We start from the raw sequence: 17,175 nt of genomic DNA on the forward strand, positions 1-17,175 counted from the left end.
CCATGAATGCCAAGGCTGATCTGTTAAGCGCAGTGCGCAAACACAACTCGCAATTCAGTCAACGTCACATCGGTTTGGCCGATGCGGATGTACAGTCCATGCTGCAAACCATTGGTTGCGCCAGCGTGGATGCGTTGATTGAACAGACCATTCCCGAGTCTATTCGACTTGCCGAAGCGCCCGATATTGGCGTTGGGCTTTCCGAGGTCGATGCGCTGGATCAGCTGCGCACGCTTGCCAGCCACAATAAGGTGCTGACATCACTGATCGGCCAGGGCTATTACAATACCCATGTGCCTAATGTGATTGCCCGCAATGTGCTGGAAAACCCCGGCTGGTACACCGCCTACACGCCTTATCAGCCTGAAATCTCGCAGGGTCGGCTGGAGGCGTTGCTGAACTATCAGCAGATGGTGATGGATTTAACCGGCATGAGCATTGCCAACGCCTCGCTGCTCGATGAAGCCACCGCCGCTGCCGAAGCCATGATGCTCTGCAAGCGCGGCAATCGTAAGAATAAATCGTCGGTATTTTTTGTTGCCGACGATGTGCACCCGCAAACACTGGCGGTGTTAACCACGCGCGCCAAAACGCTGGGCATCACTCTGGCGGTGCAGCCGCTGCAGGCGTTTGACCAGCACCCATACTTCGGTGCATTGCTGCAATACCCCAATACTCAGGGCGAAGTTGTGGATATCGCCAGCCTGATCAGCCGCGCGCACGAAAAAGATTGCCTGGTGGCGGTCGGTGCCGATCTGCTGGCATTAACGCTGCTGGAAGCGCCCGGTGAGTTCGGTGCCGACATCGTCTTCGGCAGCGCACAACGCTTTGGTGTGCCGATGGGCTTTGGTGGCCCGCACGCGGCCTTCTTTGCCTGCCGTGATGATTTAAAACGGCAGATGCCCGGCCGGGTGATCGGGGTTTCCAAAGATACCAACAACCGCCCGGCGCTGCGCATGGCCATGCAAACGCGTGAACAGCACATCCGCCGCGAGAAGGCGACCTCGAACATCTGTACCGCGCAGGCACTGCTGGCCAACATGGCCGGCTTTTATGCGGTGTATCACGGCCCCGATGGCCTGCAGGAAATCGCCCGCCGCGTGCATCGCTTCACCGGCATCTTCGCCGGCGCGCTGGCCGAACAGGGCATCGCCTGCAACAGCAGCTACTTTGATACGCTGCGCTTTGCCAACGCCCAGGGCTTTGCTGAGGCGCTGCTGGCCGCCGGTTACAACGTGCGCCGCTACGATAACGGCGATGTTGGCGTCAGCTTCGATGAAACCACCACCGAGCAGGATGTCGCCACGCTGCTGTTTGCCCTTGGCTGCAGCGAGCAGGCGGTCGAAGCCGCACTGGCGGCACAACCGGTTTCCGCTATTCCGCAGCCGTATCAGCGCCAAACCCCCTTCCTGCAAAATGAGGTTTTCCACAACTACCGCAGCGAAACGCAAATGCTGCGCTACCTGAAGCAGCTGGAAAACAAAGATTACTCGTTGACGCACGGCATGATTCCACTCGGCTCCTGCACCATGAAGCTGAACGCCACGGCAGAGATGATTCCGGTTTCCTGGCCGGAATTTGCCAATATGCACCCGTTTGCGCCGCAGGATCAGACGCTGGGTTATCAGCAGATCTTCCGCGATTTAACCGCGCAGCTGGCCGGGGTAACCGGCTACGATGCGGTTTCTCTGCAACCGAACTCCGGTGCGCAGGGGGAGTACGCCGGCCTGCTGGCCATTGCCCGCTACCATGAAGCGCGTGGCGAGGGCGATCGCAACATCTGTTTGATCCCGGCTTCTGCACATGGCACCAACCCGGCCTCGGCGGCGTTGCTGAACATGAAGATTGTGGTGGTGAAGTGCGACGACAGCGGCAATGTCGATATGACCGATTTCCGCGCCAAGGCCGAAAAAGCCGGTGCGCAACTGGCGGCCTGCATGATTACCTACCCGTCAACGCATGGCGTGTTTGAAACGCAGGTGCGTGAGCTGTGTAACATCGTGCATGAGTTTGGCGGCCAGGTGTATCTGGATGGCGCCAACATGAACGCGCAGGTGGGCTTCACCAGCCCCGGCTTTATCGGGGCCGATGTTTCGCACCTGAACCTGCACAAAACCTTTGCCATTCCGCATGGCGGCGGTGGCCCGGGTATGGGCCCGATCGGCGTGAAGGCGCATTTGGCCGAGTTTTTACCGGGCGACAGCCAAAGCAGCGAGGGCGCGCCGGTTTCGGCAGCCAGCTTCGGCAGTGCCAGCATTCTGCCGATCTCGTGGATGTATCTGCGCATGCTCGGCAGCGAGGGCATTCGCCAGTCCACCGCGGCGGCGATTCTCAGCGCCAACTATCTGGCCGATGCCCTGGCAGACGATTTTGAAGTGCTCTACCGCGGCGAACATGGCCGTGTGGCGCACGAATGCATCATTGATCTGCGGCCGTTCAAAGCCAGCTGTGGCATCAGTGAAGAAGACGTGGCCAAACGCCTGATGGATTACGGCTTCCATGCGCCGACCATGAGCTTCCCGGTACCGGGCACGCTGATGATCGAGCCGACGGAATCGGAAGATTTAGCCGAGCTGAACCGCTTTGTGGCCGCGATGAAATCGATTCGCAAAGAAATTGCCGATGTCGAAAGTGGTCTGCTCAGTGCGGAAGCCAGCCCGTTGCGCCATGCACCCCATACCACGCTGGATCTGACCGGAGCATGGAACCGGGCCTACAGCCGCGAGCAGGGTGTCTTCCCGCTGCCGTCGCTGGTGGCCAATAAGTTCTGGCCGGCGATGAACCGCATCGATAACGTCTATGGCGACCGCAATCTGATCTGTTCGTGCGTGCCGCTCAGTGAGTACCTGAGCGACTAAACATTTAAACGGAGTTAGAAACTCAGCGATTGCACCACCTGAAATGAAAATCCGCGCCAATTCCGTTAGGCTGTGCGCGAATTTTTTACCAGATGGACAATTAATGAGTACAGATACCGATAAATACAGTATCGAAAACACCGACTACACCGTTGGTCAGGACAACATCCAGAAGTGGGGTTTTGATATTCACAACCCCGTTTTTGGCAGCTGTGCGGCGCTGGTGTTGGTGTTTTTGATCGCTACACTGATCAGTGACCCGGCGGTTGCCAAGGCGACCCTCGATGGCCTGAAGTGGAAGATCATTGGCAACTTTGACGCCCTCTTTATGTGGGCCGGCAATATTTTTGTCGTGTTCTGTATCGTTATCGCATTCTCGCCGTTCGGAAAGATCCGCCTGGGCGGTGTTAACGCCAAACCGGCGCATTCGCGTCTTTCCTGGTTTGCCATGCTGTTTGCTGCCGGTATGGGCATTGGCCTGATGTTCTGGGGTGTGGCCGAGCCGGTCGCCTATTTAACGGGCTGGTATGAAACACCGCTGGGTGTCGAGCCTTACACCGATGAAGCTGCCCGTATGGCGCTGGGTGCCACCATGTATCACTGGGGTTTACACCCGTGGGCCATCTACTGCGTGGTTGCGCTTTCGCTGGCGTTCTTCACCTACAACAAGGGCCTGCCGCTTTCAATCCGCTCTATCTTTTACCCGCTGCTGGGGGATCGCGCCTGGGGCTGGGCCGGTCATGTTGTTGATGTGATCGCGGTTCTGGCAACGCTGTTTGGTCTGGCCACATCGTTGGGCCTGGGCGCACAACAGGCGGCCAGTGGTATTAACCATGTGTTCGGCACCAGCGGTGGCATTGGCCTGCAGTTGCTGATCATCCTTGGCGTTACCGCGCTGGCGATTGTTTCGGTGGTACGCGGCTTGGATGGCGGCGTGAAGGTGCTCAGTAATATCAATATGGTGGTGGCGCTGGTGCTCATCCTGTTCGTTGCTTTAACCAGCCTTGCTCTGGTAATGGGGACCATTCCGGAAACACTGGGTGCCTATGTTGAGAACATCATTCCCTTGAGTAACCCGCACGGCCGTGAAGACGAAGCCTGGCTCCAGGGCTGGACAGTCTTCTACTGGGCCTGGTGGATTTCCTGGTCACCATTTGTCGGTATGTTTATCGCGCGCATCTCGGAAGGCCGCAGCATTCGTGAGTTTATTCTCGCCGTTCTGGTGATCCCAACGCTGGTGACCGTTATCTGGATGTCCATCTACGGTGGCATTGCCATTGAACAGGTGATGGATGGCATTGGGGAGTTGGGCGCTAACGGTTTAACCGATGTGCCACTGGCAATGTTCCAGATGTTCGATGCCATGCCGCTGGGCAATGTGCTTTCTATTATTGCCGTGGTACTGGTGCTGGTGTTCTTTATCACCTCGTCCGACTCCGGTTCGCTGGTGATCGACAGCATTACGGCCGGTGGCAAGATTGATGCGCCGGTTCCGCAGCGCATCTTCTGGGCATCTGTCGAGGGTGCGATTGCCGCAGCGTTGCTGTGGATTGGCGGAACCGAGGCCATTCAGGCGCTGCAGGCCGGTGCTATTTCTACCGGGCTGCCGTTCACCTTTGTATTGCTGCTGATGTGCGTAAGCCTTGTTCTGGGGCTTTCCACCGAGAAGCGCTAAACCGCGTTTGTCTTTTCAGGCCAGCGCTCGCTGGCCTGTTAAACCCACAAATCCCTGACCGGTGTATCCGGCCGATAATGGTACGCCAGCTGAGCCTGCAACAGTTCGGCCGTGGCGATGGCATCGGTCAGGGCGTGGTGCGCCTGGTAAGCCGGCAGCGAATAGCGCTTGCGCGCATCGGCCAGCCGGAGTGAGCCCAGCGGGCGGCGCAGTAGCTTATCCAACGCGCCACGGCGGCCTTCCAGGGCCCGTCGTTCTATCTCCATGGTATCGATGATGGGCAGTTTAAGCGTCTCGCCGGTTATTTGCAGGCAGCGGCGGTTAAGGAATTCCTGCTCGATGCTGCGGCAATGCACCACCACTATTTTGCTGGCCAGCGCGCCCAGCAGCTGTTCAAAAACAGCGTCAAAGCTCGGTGCCGATTCGACATCGGAATGGGTAATGCCATGAATCAGGATGGAGTCTTCCGACATCGGTTTGCGTGGCTTTACCACCCAGTGACGATAATCCCGAAGATAAACCCGTTGAGTGGAAAAGGGCACCAGGCCAATGCTGACAATCTCGCTCTGATCCGGATCCAGCCCGGTGGTTTCCAGATCCAGTGCGACCAGCGGTGCATCGGCCAGCGGCGTGGTCTGCTCGGGCAGCTCTTCGCTGTAGTAGCTGCGCAGCCGGGCATCTTCTGCCTGAGCCTGAAGTATCTGGAACTGCTGTTGCCAGTCGACAGACTGGTTTCGTTGCGAACGCATAGTTTACTGACGCCGGTTGTTTGCCTGACCGGGTCGGTGACCACCGGTATAGCGGAATTTTAAAAAGTTCTGGGCATTGCTGAGCACCTGAAAGGCTTCTTTCAGGTTGCGCTTTTCGAACGAGGAGAGGCTTTCCGGCTCAATGTTGTTATCCGGCTTGCGGCCCGCTTCTATATCCTCCGCCTGATGAATAATGCGCACCATGGCGATGTATTCCAGTGCGTCGCTCAAATCGCGTGCCTTACCGGGCGGCAGAATATCGGCGGCGATGATGTCGTCGATGCGCTCAAAGGAATTCAGCGAGCGCGAGCCAATGGCCAGTGCATGCACTCGAATCACATCGGTCAGCGGGGCGGTGCCGCGGCGCTTCAGGTTGATCGAATTTTTATGCTCACCATCCTTTTCCACCACAAAGCCTTTAAAGAAGGCCAGCGGCGGGGTTCGGTTCAGGGCATTGCGCGCCATGGCCGCGAGAAAGCGCGGGTTATCCTTTGCCTTGCGGGCGATGTGGCGCTTCAGCTCATCGGCCCAGCGGGTATGGCCGGCAACACCATCCAGATCAAAAAAGATGGAGCTGTGCAGCAGCGCCTTCGGTGACGGCTGTTCAAACCAGCTGTCGAACAGGGCCTTCCATTCGCTCAGGGTTTTGCGCCACTGCCCGTTGCTGGCCATGATGTCGCCGCTGCAGTAGCTGTAGCCGCAGGCGTTGAGGCCATCCGTTAAAAACGTCGCCAGCTTAATAAAGTAGTCTTCGTGCTGCTCCGGGTTGTAGGCCTCATCGAGAATCAGCGCGTTATCCTGATCGGTAATAATCAGTTGCTCATTGCGCGCCATAGAACCCAGCGCCAGCAGGCAGTATTTGACTGGCGGCGGGCCCAGCTCGTTCTCGGCCAGCTCCAGCAGGCGCTGTTTAAAGCAGCGGCCAATCACTGACATGGCACTGCCGATCATATGGGAGTTGGCATCCTCTTTTACTTGACGCAAAAACACGGCCGGCAGCTGTTCGGCGTAGGTGATCAGTTCATCAACGCTTTGCTGACTGAAGATGCCGCGTACAAACAGAATGCTGCTCTGGGATTCGTGCAGCAGAATATCGGAAAGCGAAACCACGCCGACCGGTTTACGGCGATGCACAATGGGCAGGTGGTGCACGTTCTGCCGCAGCATCTTGAGCACCACCTCGAAGACATAGGTATTTTCATCGATCACGATCAGGTCGGTGGTCATTACGTCTTTTACCGCTGTGGTGGCCGGCAGATCGGCGGCCAGCAGGCGGGTGCGTAAATCCTGATCGGTGATGATGCCGACCACCTGGCCGTCGTCGTCCTCCGGGTCATCCGGTACGGGCAGATCGGGGTCGGTTACCAGCACTGAGGAGATCATTTCCTCGGTCATCACCACGGCGGCATCGCGCACGCTGGTGTTTTTGGATACGGTCACCACGTCACGCAGCTGAAGGTTTTTAACCTTGACGGTGGAAAGATCATTGCTGTCGGTGTTGGCGGAAATAGCCTGACGCAGTTGTGCACCGCCATCGAGATCGAAAAAATCGGCGAAGTAATCGTTTTCGTCAAACAGCTTGTGGAACAGCTGCGCCGGAATGCAGTACAGCAGGGTGTCTTCCAGCGCAACGGCGGGCAGGCGAACGCGCCGGTTCATCAACAGGCCGGAATGACCGAACACTTCGCCCTGCGTCAGCCGGTTATACAGCTCGCCATCGCGCTTATACATTTCCACGGCGCCGCTGCGGATAACGTATAAATCCTGAATTGGGTCTGAAAGCTTCAGTATCTCTGCGCCGGCTCGGTAATAGGCGACCTCAACCTGCTGGCTCAGCCCGGCCAATTGTTCAGGTTCCAGTTCGTCAAAGGGTGGGTGTTTAATCAGAAAGTTGCTGATTTCATTCAGCTCAGAGTTTTCCATGTGAATAACCCGCCGTGGTCATGCAATTCATAAGGTAAGCCGGAATCGGTTGTGGACTGGGCGGTAATTTAACACAGCTGAACAGGCTCAGCGCGGCTTTCAGCGGCGGCCGGCAGCGACCGGGCGACCGAACACATAGCGCATCAGGCTGGGAATAATTTCCGGATAGGTGAGGGCGGGTGGCAGCGCATGGAACAGCTCAACGCGCTCCATTTCAAAATCCGGCAGCTCTGCAAAGGCGGTGATTTCAGCCCGGTACATCATGCCGCCGCTGAGCCTGCCATCGTGCAGTCGGATGCTGTAAGCGGCGATGGGCGTAAGTTGATACTCACTTGCACCGGTTTCTTCGTACAGCTCGCGGTGCGCACATTGATCTATGCTTTCACCCGGTTCACGGGTGCCGCCCGGGCATTCATAGGTGTTGCGTTGTTTGTGTTTCACCAATACCAGCTTACGCTGATGTTGGGCGATAATGATGGCCCATTCGAGCTGGGCATCTGTCAGGCTGGTATCGGGCAGGGCATGGATTTTGGCCAGAGCAGGTTGTTGCATGAGTGACTCGTTAGTTGGATACGGCCTGGCTGCTGAGCCGGGCATTGGCGGTTAGCGGTGCAATAATATCGCGGCTGACCATCTCGAGCAGCAAATCGCGGTAGCCGGTTCGGCCCGAGGGCAGGGTTTCCTGCGAGGTAATGGCAATGGTGAGTTCCTGGTCGGGGAATACATAGATCATCTGCCCGCCGTAGCCCCAGCCATAGTAGCCTTGCACCCCGGCAAAGCTTTGAATAAACCAGCCGTAGCCGTACTGGCCACGATGAAAGCGCGATTGAGTGCGTGGTTGCCAGCTTTCGTTGATCCATTGCTGCGGAATAATACGCTGGCCGTCTGCGCTGACGCCGCCACGCCGGTAAAGCTCACCAAAGGCGAGCAGCGAGGCAGGCTTCATGCCTACCTGATTGCCACCCATGGGGATGCCTTGTGGGTCGGTCTCCCAACTTTCAATGCGCACGCCGCTGCCGGCGAGCCATTGGTTGGCCAGCCGGTAGGTGTGCTCACCGGTTTCGCGCATGATTATGGCTGAAAGCAGATGCGTGCTGCCGGTGGAATATTGCATGTTGCCACCCACCTGTTCCACGAAGGGCCAGGAAAGTGCGGTTTTTACCCAGTTGCTGCTGGTCACCCAGCGGCCGTAGTTGCGGCCGGAGGTGCGCTCTAAGCCGGCCTGCATGGAGAGCAAGTGGCCGATGGTAATCTGGTTCAGTTGCGGGTCGGGGTTTTCTGGCAGTTGATCCTGCAGCAGTGCGGCAATGGGCTGATCGACGCCGCTAAGAATGCCTTTATCAATGGCGATACCGACCACGGCAGACATTATGGATTTCGACGCAGATTTAATATTGGCCACGGCATTCAGATCGGCGTTGTTGTAGGCCTTGGCCCACACCTGTTCACCCTTGTAGGCGATGTGAATGGTTTTGATGTTTTCAAAACTGCGGGCGGTTTTGTCCATGGCCGATAAATCCAACGCGTAGGCTGACAGGCTTAGTAGAAGCGTCAAAAGAGTGAAGATGCTTTGGGTGATGGGGAGACGTAAGATTGATGTCTGTATCAAAGCGTATGAGCCCTTTTCGTGCAGTGTTCGTTTGTACGTGGGGTTTGACCGGCAAGATCACAATAAGTGCCGTAGATGCCAGTTTTATCGGGCTTCAGTCCGACAAGCAAACCCCGAATGATGAACGGAGCCACGCTTTGTTGGCCTGAAGACCAACCTACAGCAGCGGCTCATCTGTAGGTCGGGCTTCAGCCCGACAATTAAACTCGTATCTCTAAGCTGATTACCTGCCAATAACAATTGCCGTGCGCAGCTTCTCTTTGCCAAAAGCCGTCATTTTGTCGAAATCTTCCAGTGCAATAGGCACATGCTGGGAATCAACCGGAAGTAAGTCATCACTCACATCGGGATCGTGCACAAAAATACAGCGGTCGTTTACGTGCGTCACCACTACCCAGTGCGGCGTTTTCTTTTTATCCATGCGATAGGTGCTGATCAATACCAGCACGGTTTCACCGCGGTTCATGGCTTCGGTAATTCCGGCCAGCGTTGGCGTTTCGTATTGGATGTTTACGCCTTCGGCCTGTGCGGTTTCCAGAAAGCGTTCATGCACCGATTGGATAATTTCCTTCTTATGCGCCGAGCGCACGCCATCGACAAACAACGGCTTTTCGGTATTCACCAGCACGTTGACGTTAAAGCCGCGCCGTCGTGCGGAAATAGCCAGACCAAAGGGGTGGGTGCCGCCGTGACCAGAGGTCATAAAAATGGTGGTGGCCTCGCGCCAGATATCCAGCTCCAGTTCCTGGCTGGCTTTCGGCGCACCCTCGTAGCCATTCATGGCCATCATCAGTGACGCCGGGCCGCAGGTGAATTCGGTGGTCTGTTGATACCACGGCAGTGCGCGCGCTATTTCGTTCGCCGGGGCGGTGTAAATAGTCTTCTGCATACGAATGGCGTCTTCGTGGTTTTCGTAGTAGTCGTGGTACTCACCAAAAACCCGGTAACCCATTTTTAAATACAGCTGGTAGGCGGCGCTGTTGGAGCGCGCCACTTCCAGGCGCATAAACAGCCGCTGCTGGTCCAGTGCCAGCTGTTCCAGATGTTCAATCAGGCGCGCGCCAATACCTCGGCCCTGCACCTGTGGTGAAACGGCAATGGAATACAGCCGTGCCAGCTTGGTGCCCCGGTTGCACAGCACCAGCCCGTAGCCGACCAGTTGTTCATCGGCGAGCACCACCTGAAAGAGGGTGTCGTGCGATTTCAACCAGCGCTTAAAGCTGCGGCGGTGAATGCGGTCGACGGTGAACAGGGCGTTCTCCAGCTCAACCAGTGCATCCAGGTGGGCTTCGGTTGCTGCGGCGAAGTGGATCTCGGCCTGTTGTGTTTTTACTGCTGTGTTACTCATAAGCGTTGTTTGCTCATTAAATACGGCCGCGCGCTTCCAGCCGTTGCTGGAACTCAGCCATGATCTGCATATAAAGTTCTTTGCCTAAATAGGCATCTTCCACGCCGCTTTCCAGGCTTGGGTTATCGTTCACTTCAATCACGTATGGCTTGCCGTTGACCGATTTAATATCCACACCGTACAGGCCGTCACCAATGATGCGGCAGGCTTTCAGTGCGGCATCCAGAATGTACTTCGGCACTTCAAAGGTGGGCAGGGTATCCCAGCCGCCGCTGAAGTTACGCTTGCTGGCATCGTGGTTGTATATCTGCCAGTGGCCGCGCGCCATCTTGTAACGGCAGGCGTACAGCGGCCGGCCGTTAAGCACACCAATGCGCCAGTCGAACTCGGTGAACATGTACTCCTGCACCAGCACCAGGGCGGTAAACTGGAACAGCTCGGTTAAACGGTCGTGCAGCTCATCACGGTTTTTCGCTTTGTACACCCCGCGTGAGAACGAACCTTCCGGCATCTTCAACACCATCGGGAAACCAAACTCGCGCTCCAGTTCATCGAGCGTGTCTTCGTTGTACTCGTGCAAAATACGCGTGTTCGGCGACGGCACCTTCTGGTAGCTGAAGGCATCGTGTAAGAACGCCTTGTTGCAGCAGCGCAGAATGGACTGCGGGTCGTCTATGACCACCAGGCCTTCGTTCTCGGCTTTAATCGCCAGCTCGTAGGTGTGGTGATCAATCGCGGTGGTTTCACGAATGAACAGCGCGTCAAAGTGCGATAAATCGGTCAGCTCGTCTTTGGTGACCAGCGTCGCGTTTATCGAAAACTTGCGCGCGGCCTTCACAAAGCGGTTCAGCGCAATGCTGTTGCTCGGCGGGCTGGGTTCACTCGGGTTGACCAGAATGGCCAAATCCCAACGCATCTTGCGGCCCTTGGACGAACGCCAGGTGGATTGCGTAAAGCGCTCAATCGCCACCTTAAAGTGCGCCTTTTCTTCTTCGCTCAGCGAGCTGATTGCAACACGCTCTACCAGTGCAAAGGTGCGGCTTGCTTTCACGGAAAAAGAGAGTCGCAGCAGCGGTGCCTGGTATTTGTTAAAGACAAAGCCAGAGATCTTCGCCAGTTCCGGCAGTTGGCACATGCCAAACATCACCAGTTGTGGTTCCGCCAATACCGAGGCACCGACCTTGGCACACAGGTGCGAGATATCCACGCGTGGCTTGGTGTCGCGATCTTTGGTGCGCAGTGCATTCACAACCTTCAGCGAAGGCATCACCTGATGCTGACGGGCTTCGGCCAGCAGCGAGCAGTAGTAACCCTGGCTCAAATAGTTGGCGGTGTCGCACAGGTTAATGACGCGCGTTTTCGGTTCGCTTTTTTTCGGGTAATCCGTGAGGTACGACTTAAAGCTAATGGCCTGAAAGTCGATAGATTCCAAATCCGAAAGTTCATCGGAAACGATGAGGGTTTTATACATGTTCTGGGGTTCCTGATTAAGCGAAAGAGGCAGCGCGCCACGTTGAGTTTAAAACGCCTTATACGCTTAAATTTCCGGAACACAATGGGGGCCGGTGGGCGCTTAACCGGCCGGAGCGGGCTGTTGAAAACCTCTGTCAGAAAAGATGCGGCCTGCAGGGCAGTGGATAAAAAATTTTATGGTGACCAATAAAAAGTTTTGAGCTGTGGCTAAGGCGAGAAGCGGAAATCCTGTTCGGCTATTTACTCAGCCAGCTATCAAACAGCTTGCTCAGGTTGGGCATTATCAGCCAGGTCAGAGCGGCCACCACCGCGAAGGTTTCCATGCCTAAGCCTACCCACAAAGGCAGCCCCATACCCTGATGCACCGGGCCGATGATGCGAGCGGCGGCGTAAACGCAGGGCCATACGCCAATCCAGGTAACGGCGGCCATCTTCCATTGCGGCGGGTTCTTAAATTTTTTCGACGCGAAGAAGGCTTCCATGCCGTGCAGCTTGGTTCGGCTGTAATCGAGCTCAACAAACGGCTGAATGTATTCCACCCACTGCCGAAAGGTATCGGAAGCGTAGAAGGCATCGTGATCTTCTTTGGTCTCAAAGGATCGGATGATGCCGTATTCGTTGCTCTTATCACCCGGCATGGGTTTGATCAGCTGAGCGCCCAACAAGCCGGGAATCTTCGCAGTGGTTGAGAAGAAATCGCGAATGGCCTGCTCAAACGCCTCCTCCTGACCAAGCTTAATTTTGCGGGTAATCGCAACGTGAACGGGCTGACTCATGAGCTTTCCTTTGGTGTACATAATTTGAACTGCGGGAGTATAGGTTGCCATTTTCGAATAAAAAGTGGCCGCCTGTCGGACTTTTTACCGAGGCAAAGCCCCTGGTAGCTGTTAAAGCCTTTGGCTATGCGGCCTGCCGGTGAGTTTTCGTTTTTGGGAAAGGCCATCCCATAGATGGAAGGCTGTTGTTCAGAGTGCCGGTCTTTGTCTTATCGCCCCCGCCAGGCTGCGCACAGCCGCTATAGGCCTTTCTCCGGCAAAATCGTGAAATCGCCGGGAACTGCACTAGTCTCTAGATGAGTACGAAAGGCGTGATTAATCGCAACACAAAACCGGTTGCAGGTTTCTGCCTGCGCATCCGTAAACAGATTTATCCGGAGGCTTTTTTATGACCGTCCGCAGTTCCAGAGTTGTCCATTTGCCAGCATTGGTTGATCAAGGTTAAAGGTGATGATGCTATGAGAAAATCAGGGCTGTTCTATTTATGGCTAGTGCTGAGTGTGGGCACCTGGGTCGCGCCGGCTTGGTCCGCCACTGAGCCGCTGGCTGAACCCAGTATTGTTTTTCTTAACCCCGGAGAGCCGGTCGATCGCGGTAAGGGTCTGTTCTGGCCGATGACCGGGCGGTTGATGTCTATCGCGGCAGAAGCATTCGGTATGCAGCTGGAGGTGCTGTATGCCGAGCGCGATCACCTGCGGATGCTGCGTCAGGCCGAAAGCCTTTTGCAGCGTGAAAGCCTGCCGGATTACCTGGTCATGGTGAATGAAAAGCGGGCCGCCGAGCAGATGTTGCAGCTGTTTGCAGGCACCGAAACCAAAATTCTGCTGATTCACAACGATTTAACCGAGCTGCAAAGAAGCCGGATCGGCAACGAACGCGAACAGATTAGCAACTGGATTGGTACAGCCACCACCGATGAAGAAAGCGGCACCTATCGCATGATGGCAGAGCTGTATCGGCAGCTGGGCAGCACCGAACCGCAGGTAGTGGGCATTACCGGTGACCGCAGTACGCCGGTTTCCATGAAGCGGGCTCAGGGCGTGACCGACTACATGACCGATGCCGGTCGCGGCCGCTCGCTGCAGCTGGTGTTCAGCAACTGGAGCACCGCAGATGCCTACAGCAAAACAGAGGTGCTGTTGAAGCGTTACCCGCAGGCTAACGTCATTTGGGCGGCGAACTATTCCATGGCCCTGGGTGCACTGCGCGCGGTGCAGGCCAGCCATGCGGCGGTTGTGGTGGGCAGCAGTGCCGCTGCGCCGCCAGACGTTAAAGACAGTGGTCAGGGCATGGCGGTAAGCCTGGGCAGCCACTTTTTTATTGGTGCCTGGGCCATGGTTCTGTTGCACGACTATCACCATGGCGTTGACTTTGCCGACTATGGCGGGGCAAGACAGGTACTCGATCACCTGTATGTGATCAATGCCGATAATGCCCCGGGCTATTACCAGGCGGTTTACGAACAGACCGACGAATTGAATTTCCGGGTCTTCTCCAAATACCTTCATCCTGAAACCGGGGGCTATGCCTTCTCACTGGAGCCATTGTTGCCTGCGAAGTGATATGCGAATTCTCAATAAACTGACCACATCGGGCGCCCGCCTGCACACCAAGCTGACCTTAGCGCTGGCGTTTTTAATAACCCTGGTGGTGACCGGTGCAACCGTGCTGTTGATCGATTACGAGCGTGAGCTGCGCTTCAATGAACTGGTGTCGCGTGCCGACCGTATTGCTGAACTGACCAGTCGTTCACTCGCCTACACGGTTTGGAATATAGATCGCGATACCCTTGCAGATCAGCTTGTGCCACTGAGTTTGGTTCCCGATATTATTGAATTCAGTGTTACGGCAACCGGCTATGGCGTACTTCACGAATTCAAAAAAACGGCACCGGCTGCGGAGCAGGATCTGTTCACCCTTACCAAAGACATCAGCTTCGCAACGGCCGACTCCGGCACTCAGCTTATCGGCCAGCTTCATATGGTATTTACCCGTGCGGTAACCGACCGGGCAACCCGGGAAGCCTTTCACGCCATCTGGTGGTTGGTCGGGGTCATTCTTGTTGTGCTGTATGTGGCAACCTATTTACTGCTTCAGCGAATGGTGAGTTCCCGGGTGCACCGGCTGAAAGCGATGGTCGACCGCATCGCCAAAGGAGATTTCGATGCCCGCTGCGAGGTTGAATCGCTCGATGAGTTGGGGCAACTGGCGGTGCGCGTGAATGTGATGGCCAAACAGCTGAGTGTTTCTGACCGGCAGCTGCGCGATAACGAGGAAAACCTGGCGATTACACTGAACTCTATCGGCGATGGCGTGATCGCAACCGATGCCTATGGCAATGTGACGCGCATGAATCCGGAGGCTGAACTGCTCACCGGCTGGGCTCAGCAGGACGCACAAGGCCTGCCGCTGGAAGAGGTGTTTCAGATACGTAATTCTGTGACCGGTGAGGCATCCATCAACCCGGTGCAAAAGGTTTTTGAGCGCGGCGATGTGGTTGGCCTGGCTAACGATACGGTGCTGACCAGCCGTAATGGTGTTGAATACCAGATCGCCGACAGTGCCGCGCCGATACGCAAAGCCGAAGGTGAAATTGTTGGCGTTGTGCTGGTTTTCAGCGATGTTTCCGAGCAGTACCGGGTGAATAGAGAGCTTGCGCTCACGCAGGTGCATATGCAGGCCCTACTGGATGCGATCCCCGATATTCTGTTCGAGGTGAACAGAAGCGGCCGTATTTTGAGTTATCACACTCACCGCACTGATCTGCTGATTCAGCGCCCCGAAGACTTTGTGGGCAAGCTTATTTCCGAAGTTTTGCCGCCGGAGCCAGCCGCGGTTGCTATGGCTGCCATCGAAGAAGCGGCCGCCAAGGGTAATTGCAGCGGCAGTATCTACTCATTGGAGCTGCCCGACGGCACAGTCTGGTTTGAACTCTCAATAGCGGCCATGAAAAGTGAAACAGCAGGCGAGGGGCCAGAAAACGAACGCTTCACTGTTTTATCGCGCGATGTAACCGAACGCATGCAAGCCGACGCCAAGCTGAAACTGGCCGCGAGCGTATTTGTGAACGCCGGTGAGGGCATCATGATTGTCGACACCAACAAGATTATTGTCGATGTGAACCGCGCCTTCACCAAAATTACCGGTTACAGCTGGCAGGACGCCGTTGGCCAGAAAACCAGCCTGTTAAAATCCGGCAGGCATGACGCTGCGTTTTATCGGGCGATGTGGAAAACCATTCACCGGGATGGCCAATGGAGCGGCGAAATCTGGAATCGCCGCAAGAATGGTGAAGAGTATGCCGAGCTGCTCACTATCAGCGCCATTCACGACGAACAAGACAATATACAGCAGTTTGTTGGGTTGTTTACCGACATCACCGATATCAAAACACATCAGACTCAGCTGGAGTACATCGCGCACTTTGATTCCTTAACCGGCCTGCCTAACCGAACCCTGCTGGCAGACCGGCTGCATCAGGCCATGGCGCAAACCATGCGGCGGAAAAAACAACTGGCCGTTGCCTTTTTAGACCTGGATGGCTTTAAAGAAATTAACGACAGCTACACACATGAAACTGGTGATCAGGTGCTGGTGACACTGACCCAGCGAATGAAAGACACACTGCGCGAAGGTGATACTCTGGCGCGTTTGGGCGGCGATGAATTTGTTGCTGTACTGATTGATCTGGATGGCCCTTCCGACAGCCTGCCGCTGATTAAAAGGCTGCTCGGTGCCGCTGCCCAGCCGATGCAGATTGGCGCCAACAGTCTGCAGGTTACCGCCAGCCTGGGTGTAACCTTTTACCCGCAAACGCCGGGCATGGATGCTGATCAGCTGCTGCGTCAGGCAGACCAGGCGATGTATCAGGCCAAGCTGGCCGGTAAAAATCGTTATTCAATATTCGATGCCGCGCAGGACAGCAGCTTGCGCTGGTACCATGAAAGCCTGGAGCGGATTCAGCAGGCGCTGGATAACAACGAGTTCGTTCTGCATTACCAGCCCAAGGTGAATATGCGCACCGGGCAGGTGATTGGCGCAGAAGCGCTGATCCGCTGGCAACACCCGGAAAAAGGGCTGTTGGCGCCGGCGGCTTTTTTACCCACCATTGAAGACCATCCGCTTGCGGTTTCGGTCGGTGAATGGGTGATAAACAGTGCACTGACCCAGCTGGAAACATGGCACAAGCGTGGCCTGGCACTGCCGGAAGTCAGCGTTAATGTGGGCGCGCGCCAGCTGCAGCAACATGACTTTCTGGAGCGGCTGAAGTTTATCCTGCGCCGGCACCGCAACGTGGCGCCGGGCAGCTTGCAGATTGAAGTGCTGGAGACCAGTGCGCTGGCCGATATCGCTCAGGTTTCGCGGCTGATTGAAGACTGTGCAAACATCGGTATCTCGTTCGCGCTGGATGATTTCGGCACCGGCTATTCATCACTGACCTACCTGAAGCGGCTTAACGTGGCGATGCTTAAAATTGATCAGAGCTTTGTTCGCGATATGCTGGACGACCCCGATGACCTAGCCATTCTGCAGGGCGTGATCGGTCTGGCGAGGGCCTTTAAGCGAAACGTCATTGCTGAGGGTGTTGAGACAATCGAACACGGCACCGAGCTGTTAAAGCTCGGTTGTGAATATGCTCAGGGCTACGGCATTGCCCGACCAATGCCGGGCTGTGAATTAGCCGCCTGGGCAGAGCAGTGGCATAACGATGCCCGCTGGAGCCGCCTGAAGCAGCTTTCCGACACCTTCGATATTTAAACCGCA

The 17,175-nt window shown here is 56.0% G+C and carries 11 protein-coding genes; 4 read left to right on the plus strand and 7 right to left on the minus strand.

Annotated elements, in window-relative coordinates; translation table 11 throughout:
• Positions 1 to 2: 2 nt before the first annotated feature.
• Together gcvP and BCF53_RS11830 are read left to right on the plus strand one after the other, a co-directional pair.
• Complete coding sequence (gcvP, locus tag BCF53_RS11825) at positions 3 to 2,858, plus strand: aminomethyl-transferring glycine dehydrogenase (protein WP_132701944.1); 2,856 nt, start codon at positions 3 to 5, stop codon at positions 2,856 to 2,858.
• 103 nt (positions 2,859 to 2,961) lie between these two features.
• Entirely contained in the window at positions 2,962 to 4,533 is a 1,572-nt protein-coding gene (locus BCF53_RS11830) for a BCCT family transporter (RefSeq protein WP_132701945.1), read from the plus strand.
• Positions 4,534 to 4,571: 38 nt separating this feature from the next.
• Here BCF53_RS11830 and BCF53_RS11835 read toward each other — a convergent pair whose 3' ends face one another.
• The 7 genes from BCF53_RS11835 to BCF53_RS11865 form a co-directional block, all read right to left on the minus strand.
• A complete protein-coding gene (locus BCF53_RS11835; RefSeq protein WP_132701946.1) occupies positions 4,572 to 5,282 on the minus strand; it encodes a 3'-5' exonuclease in 711 nt (236 codons plus the stop codon).
• Between the two features lie 3 nt (positions 5,283 to 5,285).
• On the minus strand, positions 5,286 to 7,205 hold the full coding sequence (locus BCF53_RS11840) for a putative nucleotidyltransferase substrate binding domain-containing protein (RefSeq protein WP_132701947.1): 1,920 nt from the start codon (positions 7,203 to 7,205) through the stop codon (positions 5,286 to 5,288).
• Between the two features lie 99 nt (positions 7,206 to 7,304).
• Positions 7,305 to 7,757 (minus strand): NUDIX hydrolase, encoded by a 453-nt coding sequence (locus BCF53_RS11845; protein ID WP_132701948.1) that lies wholly within the window; start codon positions 7,755 to 7,757, stop codon positions 7,305 to 7,307.
• A 10-nt stretch (positions 7,758 to 7,767) separates the two neighbouring features.
• Positions 7,768 to 8,712 carry a serine hydrolase domain-containing protein gene (locus BCF53_RS11850; protein WP_132701949.1) on the minus strand — a complete coding sequence of 315 codons (945 nt, stop codon included), beginning with the start codon at positions 8,710 to 8,712 and terminating at the stop codon, positions 7,768 to 7,770.
• Positions 8,713 to 9,037: 325 nt separating this feature from the next.
• On the minus strand, positions 9,038 to 10,162 hold the full coding sequence (gene rimI, locus BCF53_RS11855) for a ribosomal protein S18-alanine N-acetyltransferase (protein ID WP_132701950.1): 1,125 nt from the start codon (positions 10,160 to 10,162) through the stop codon (positions 9,038 to 9,040).
• A 16-nt stretch (positions 10,163 to 10,178) separates the two neighbouring features.
• On the minus strand, positions 10,179 to 11,633 hold the full coding sequence (locus tag BCF53_RS11860; protein ID WP_132701951.1) for a RimK family protein: 1,455 nt from the start codon (positions 11,631 to 11,633) through the stop codon (positions 10,179 to 10,181).
• A 238-nt stretch (positions 11,634 to 11,871) separates the two neighbouring features.
• Positions 11,872 to 12,411, minus strand: a complete 540-nt coding sequence (locus tag BCF53_RS11865; protein ID WP_165901904.1) for an antibiotic biosynthesis monooxygenase — start codon at positions 12,409 to 12,411, stop codon at positions 11,872 to 11,874.
• Between the two features lie 458 nt (positions 12,412 to 12,869).
• Between BCF53_RS11865 and BCF53_RS11870 the strand changes: the two genes are divergently transcribed.
• Together BCF53_RS11870 and BCF53_RS11875 are read left to right on the plus strand one after the other, a co-directional pair.
• The gene (locus BCF53_RS11870; protein ID WP_207902717.1) at positions 12,870 to 13,973 is read left to right on the plus strand and encodes an ABC transporter substrate-binding protein; all 1,104 of its coding nucleotides are present in this window, start codon (positions 12,870 to 12,872) and stop codon (positions 13,971 to 13,973) included.
• Between the two features lies 1 nt (position 13,974).
• On the plus strand, positions 13,975 to 17,169 hold the full coding sequence (locus BCF53_RS11875) for an EAL domain-containing protein (RefSeq protein ID WP_165901905.1): 3,195 nt from the start codon (positions 13,975 to 13,977) through the stop codon (positions 17,167 to 17,169).
• Positions 17,170 to 17,175 lie beyond the last annotated feature (6 nt).

Source organism: Reinekea marinisedimentorum (genome assembly GCF_004341165.1).
Lineage (GTDB): Bacteria > Pseudomonadota > Gammaproteobacteria > Pseudomonadales > Natronospirillaceae > Reinekea > Reinekea marinisedimentorum.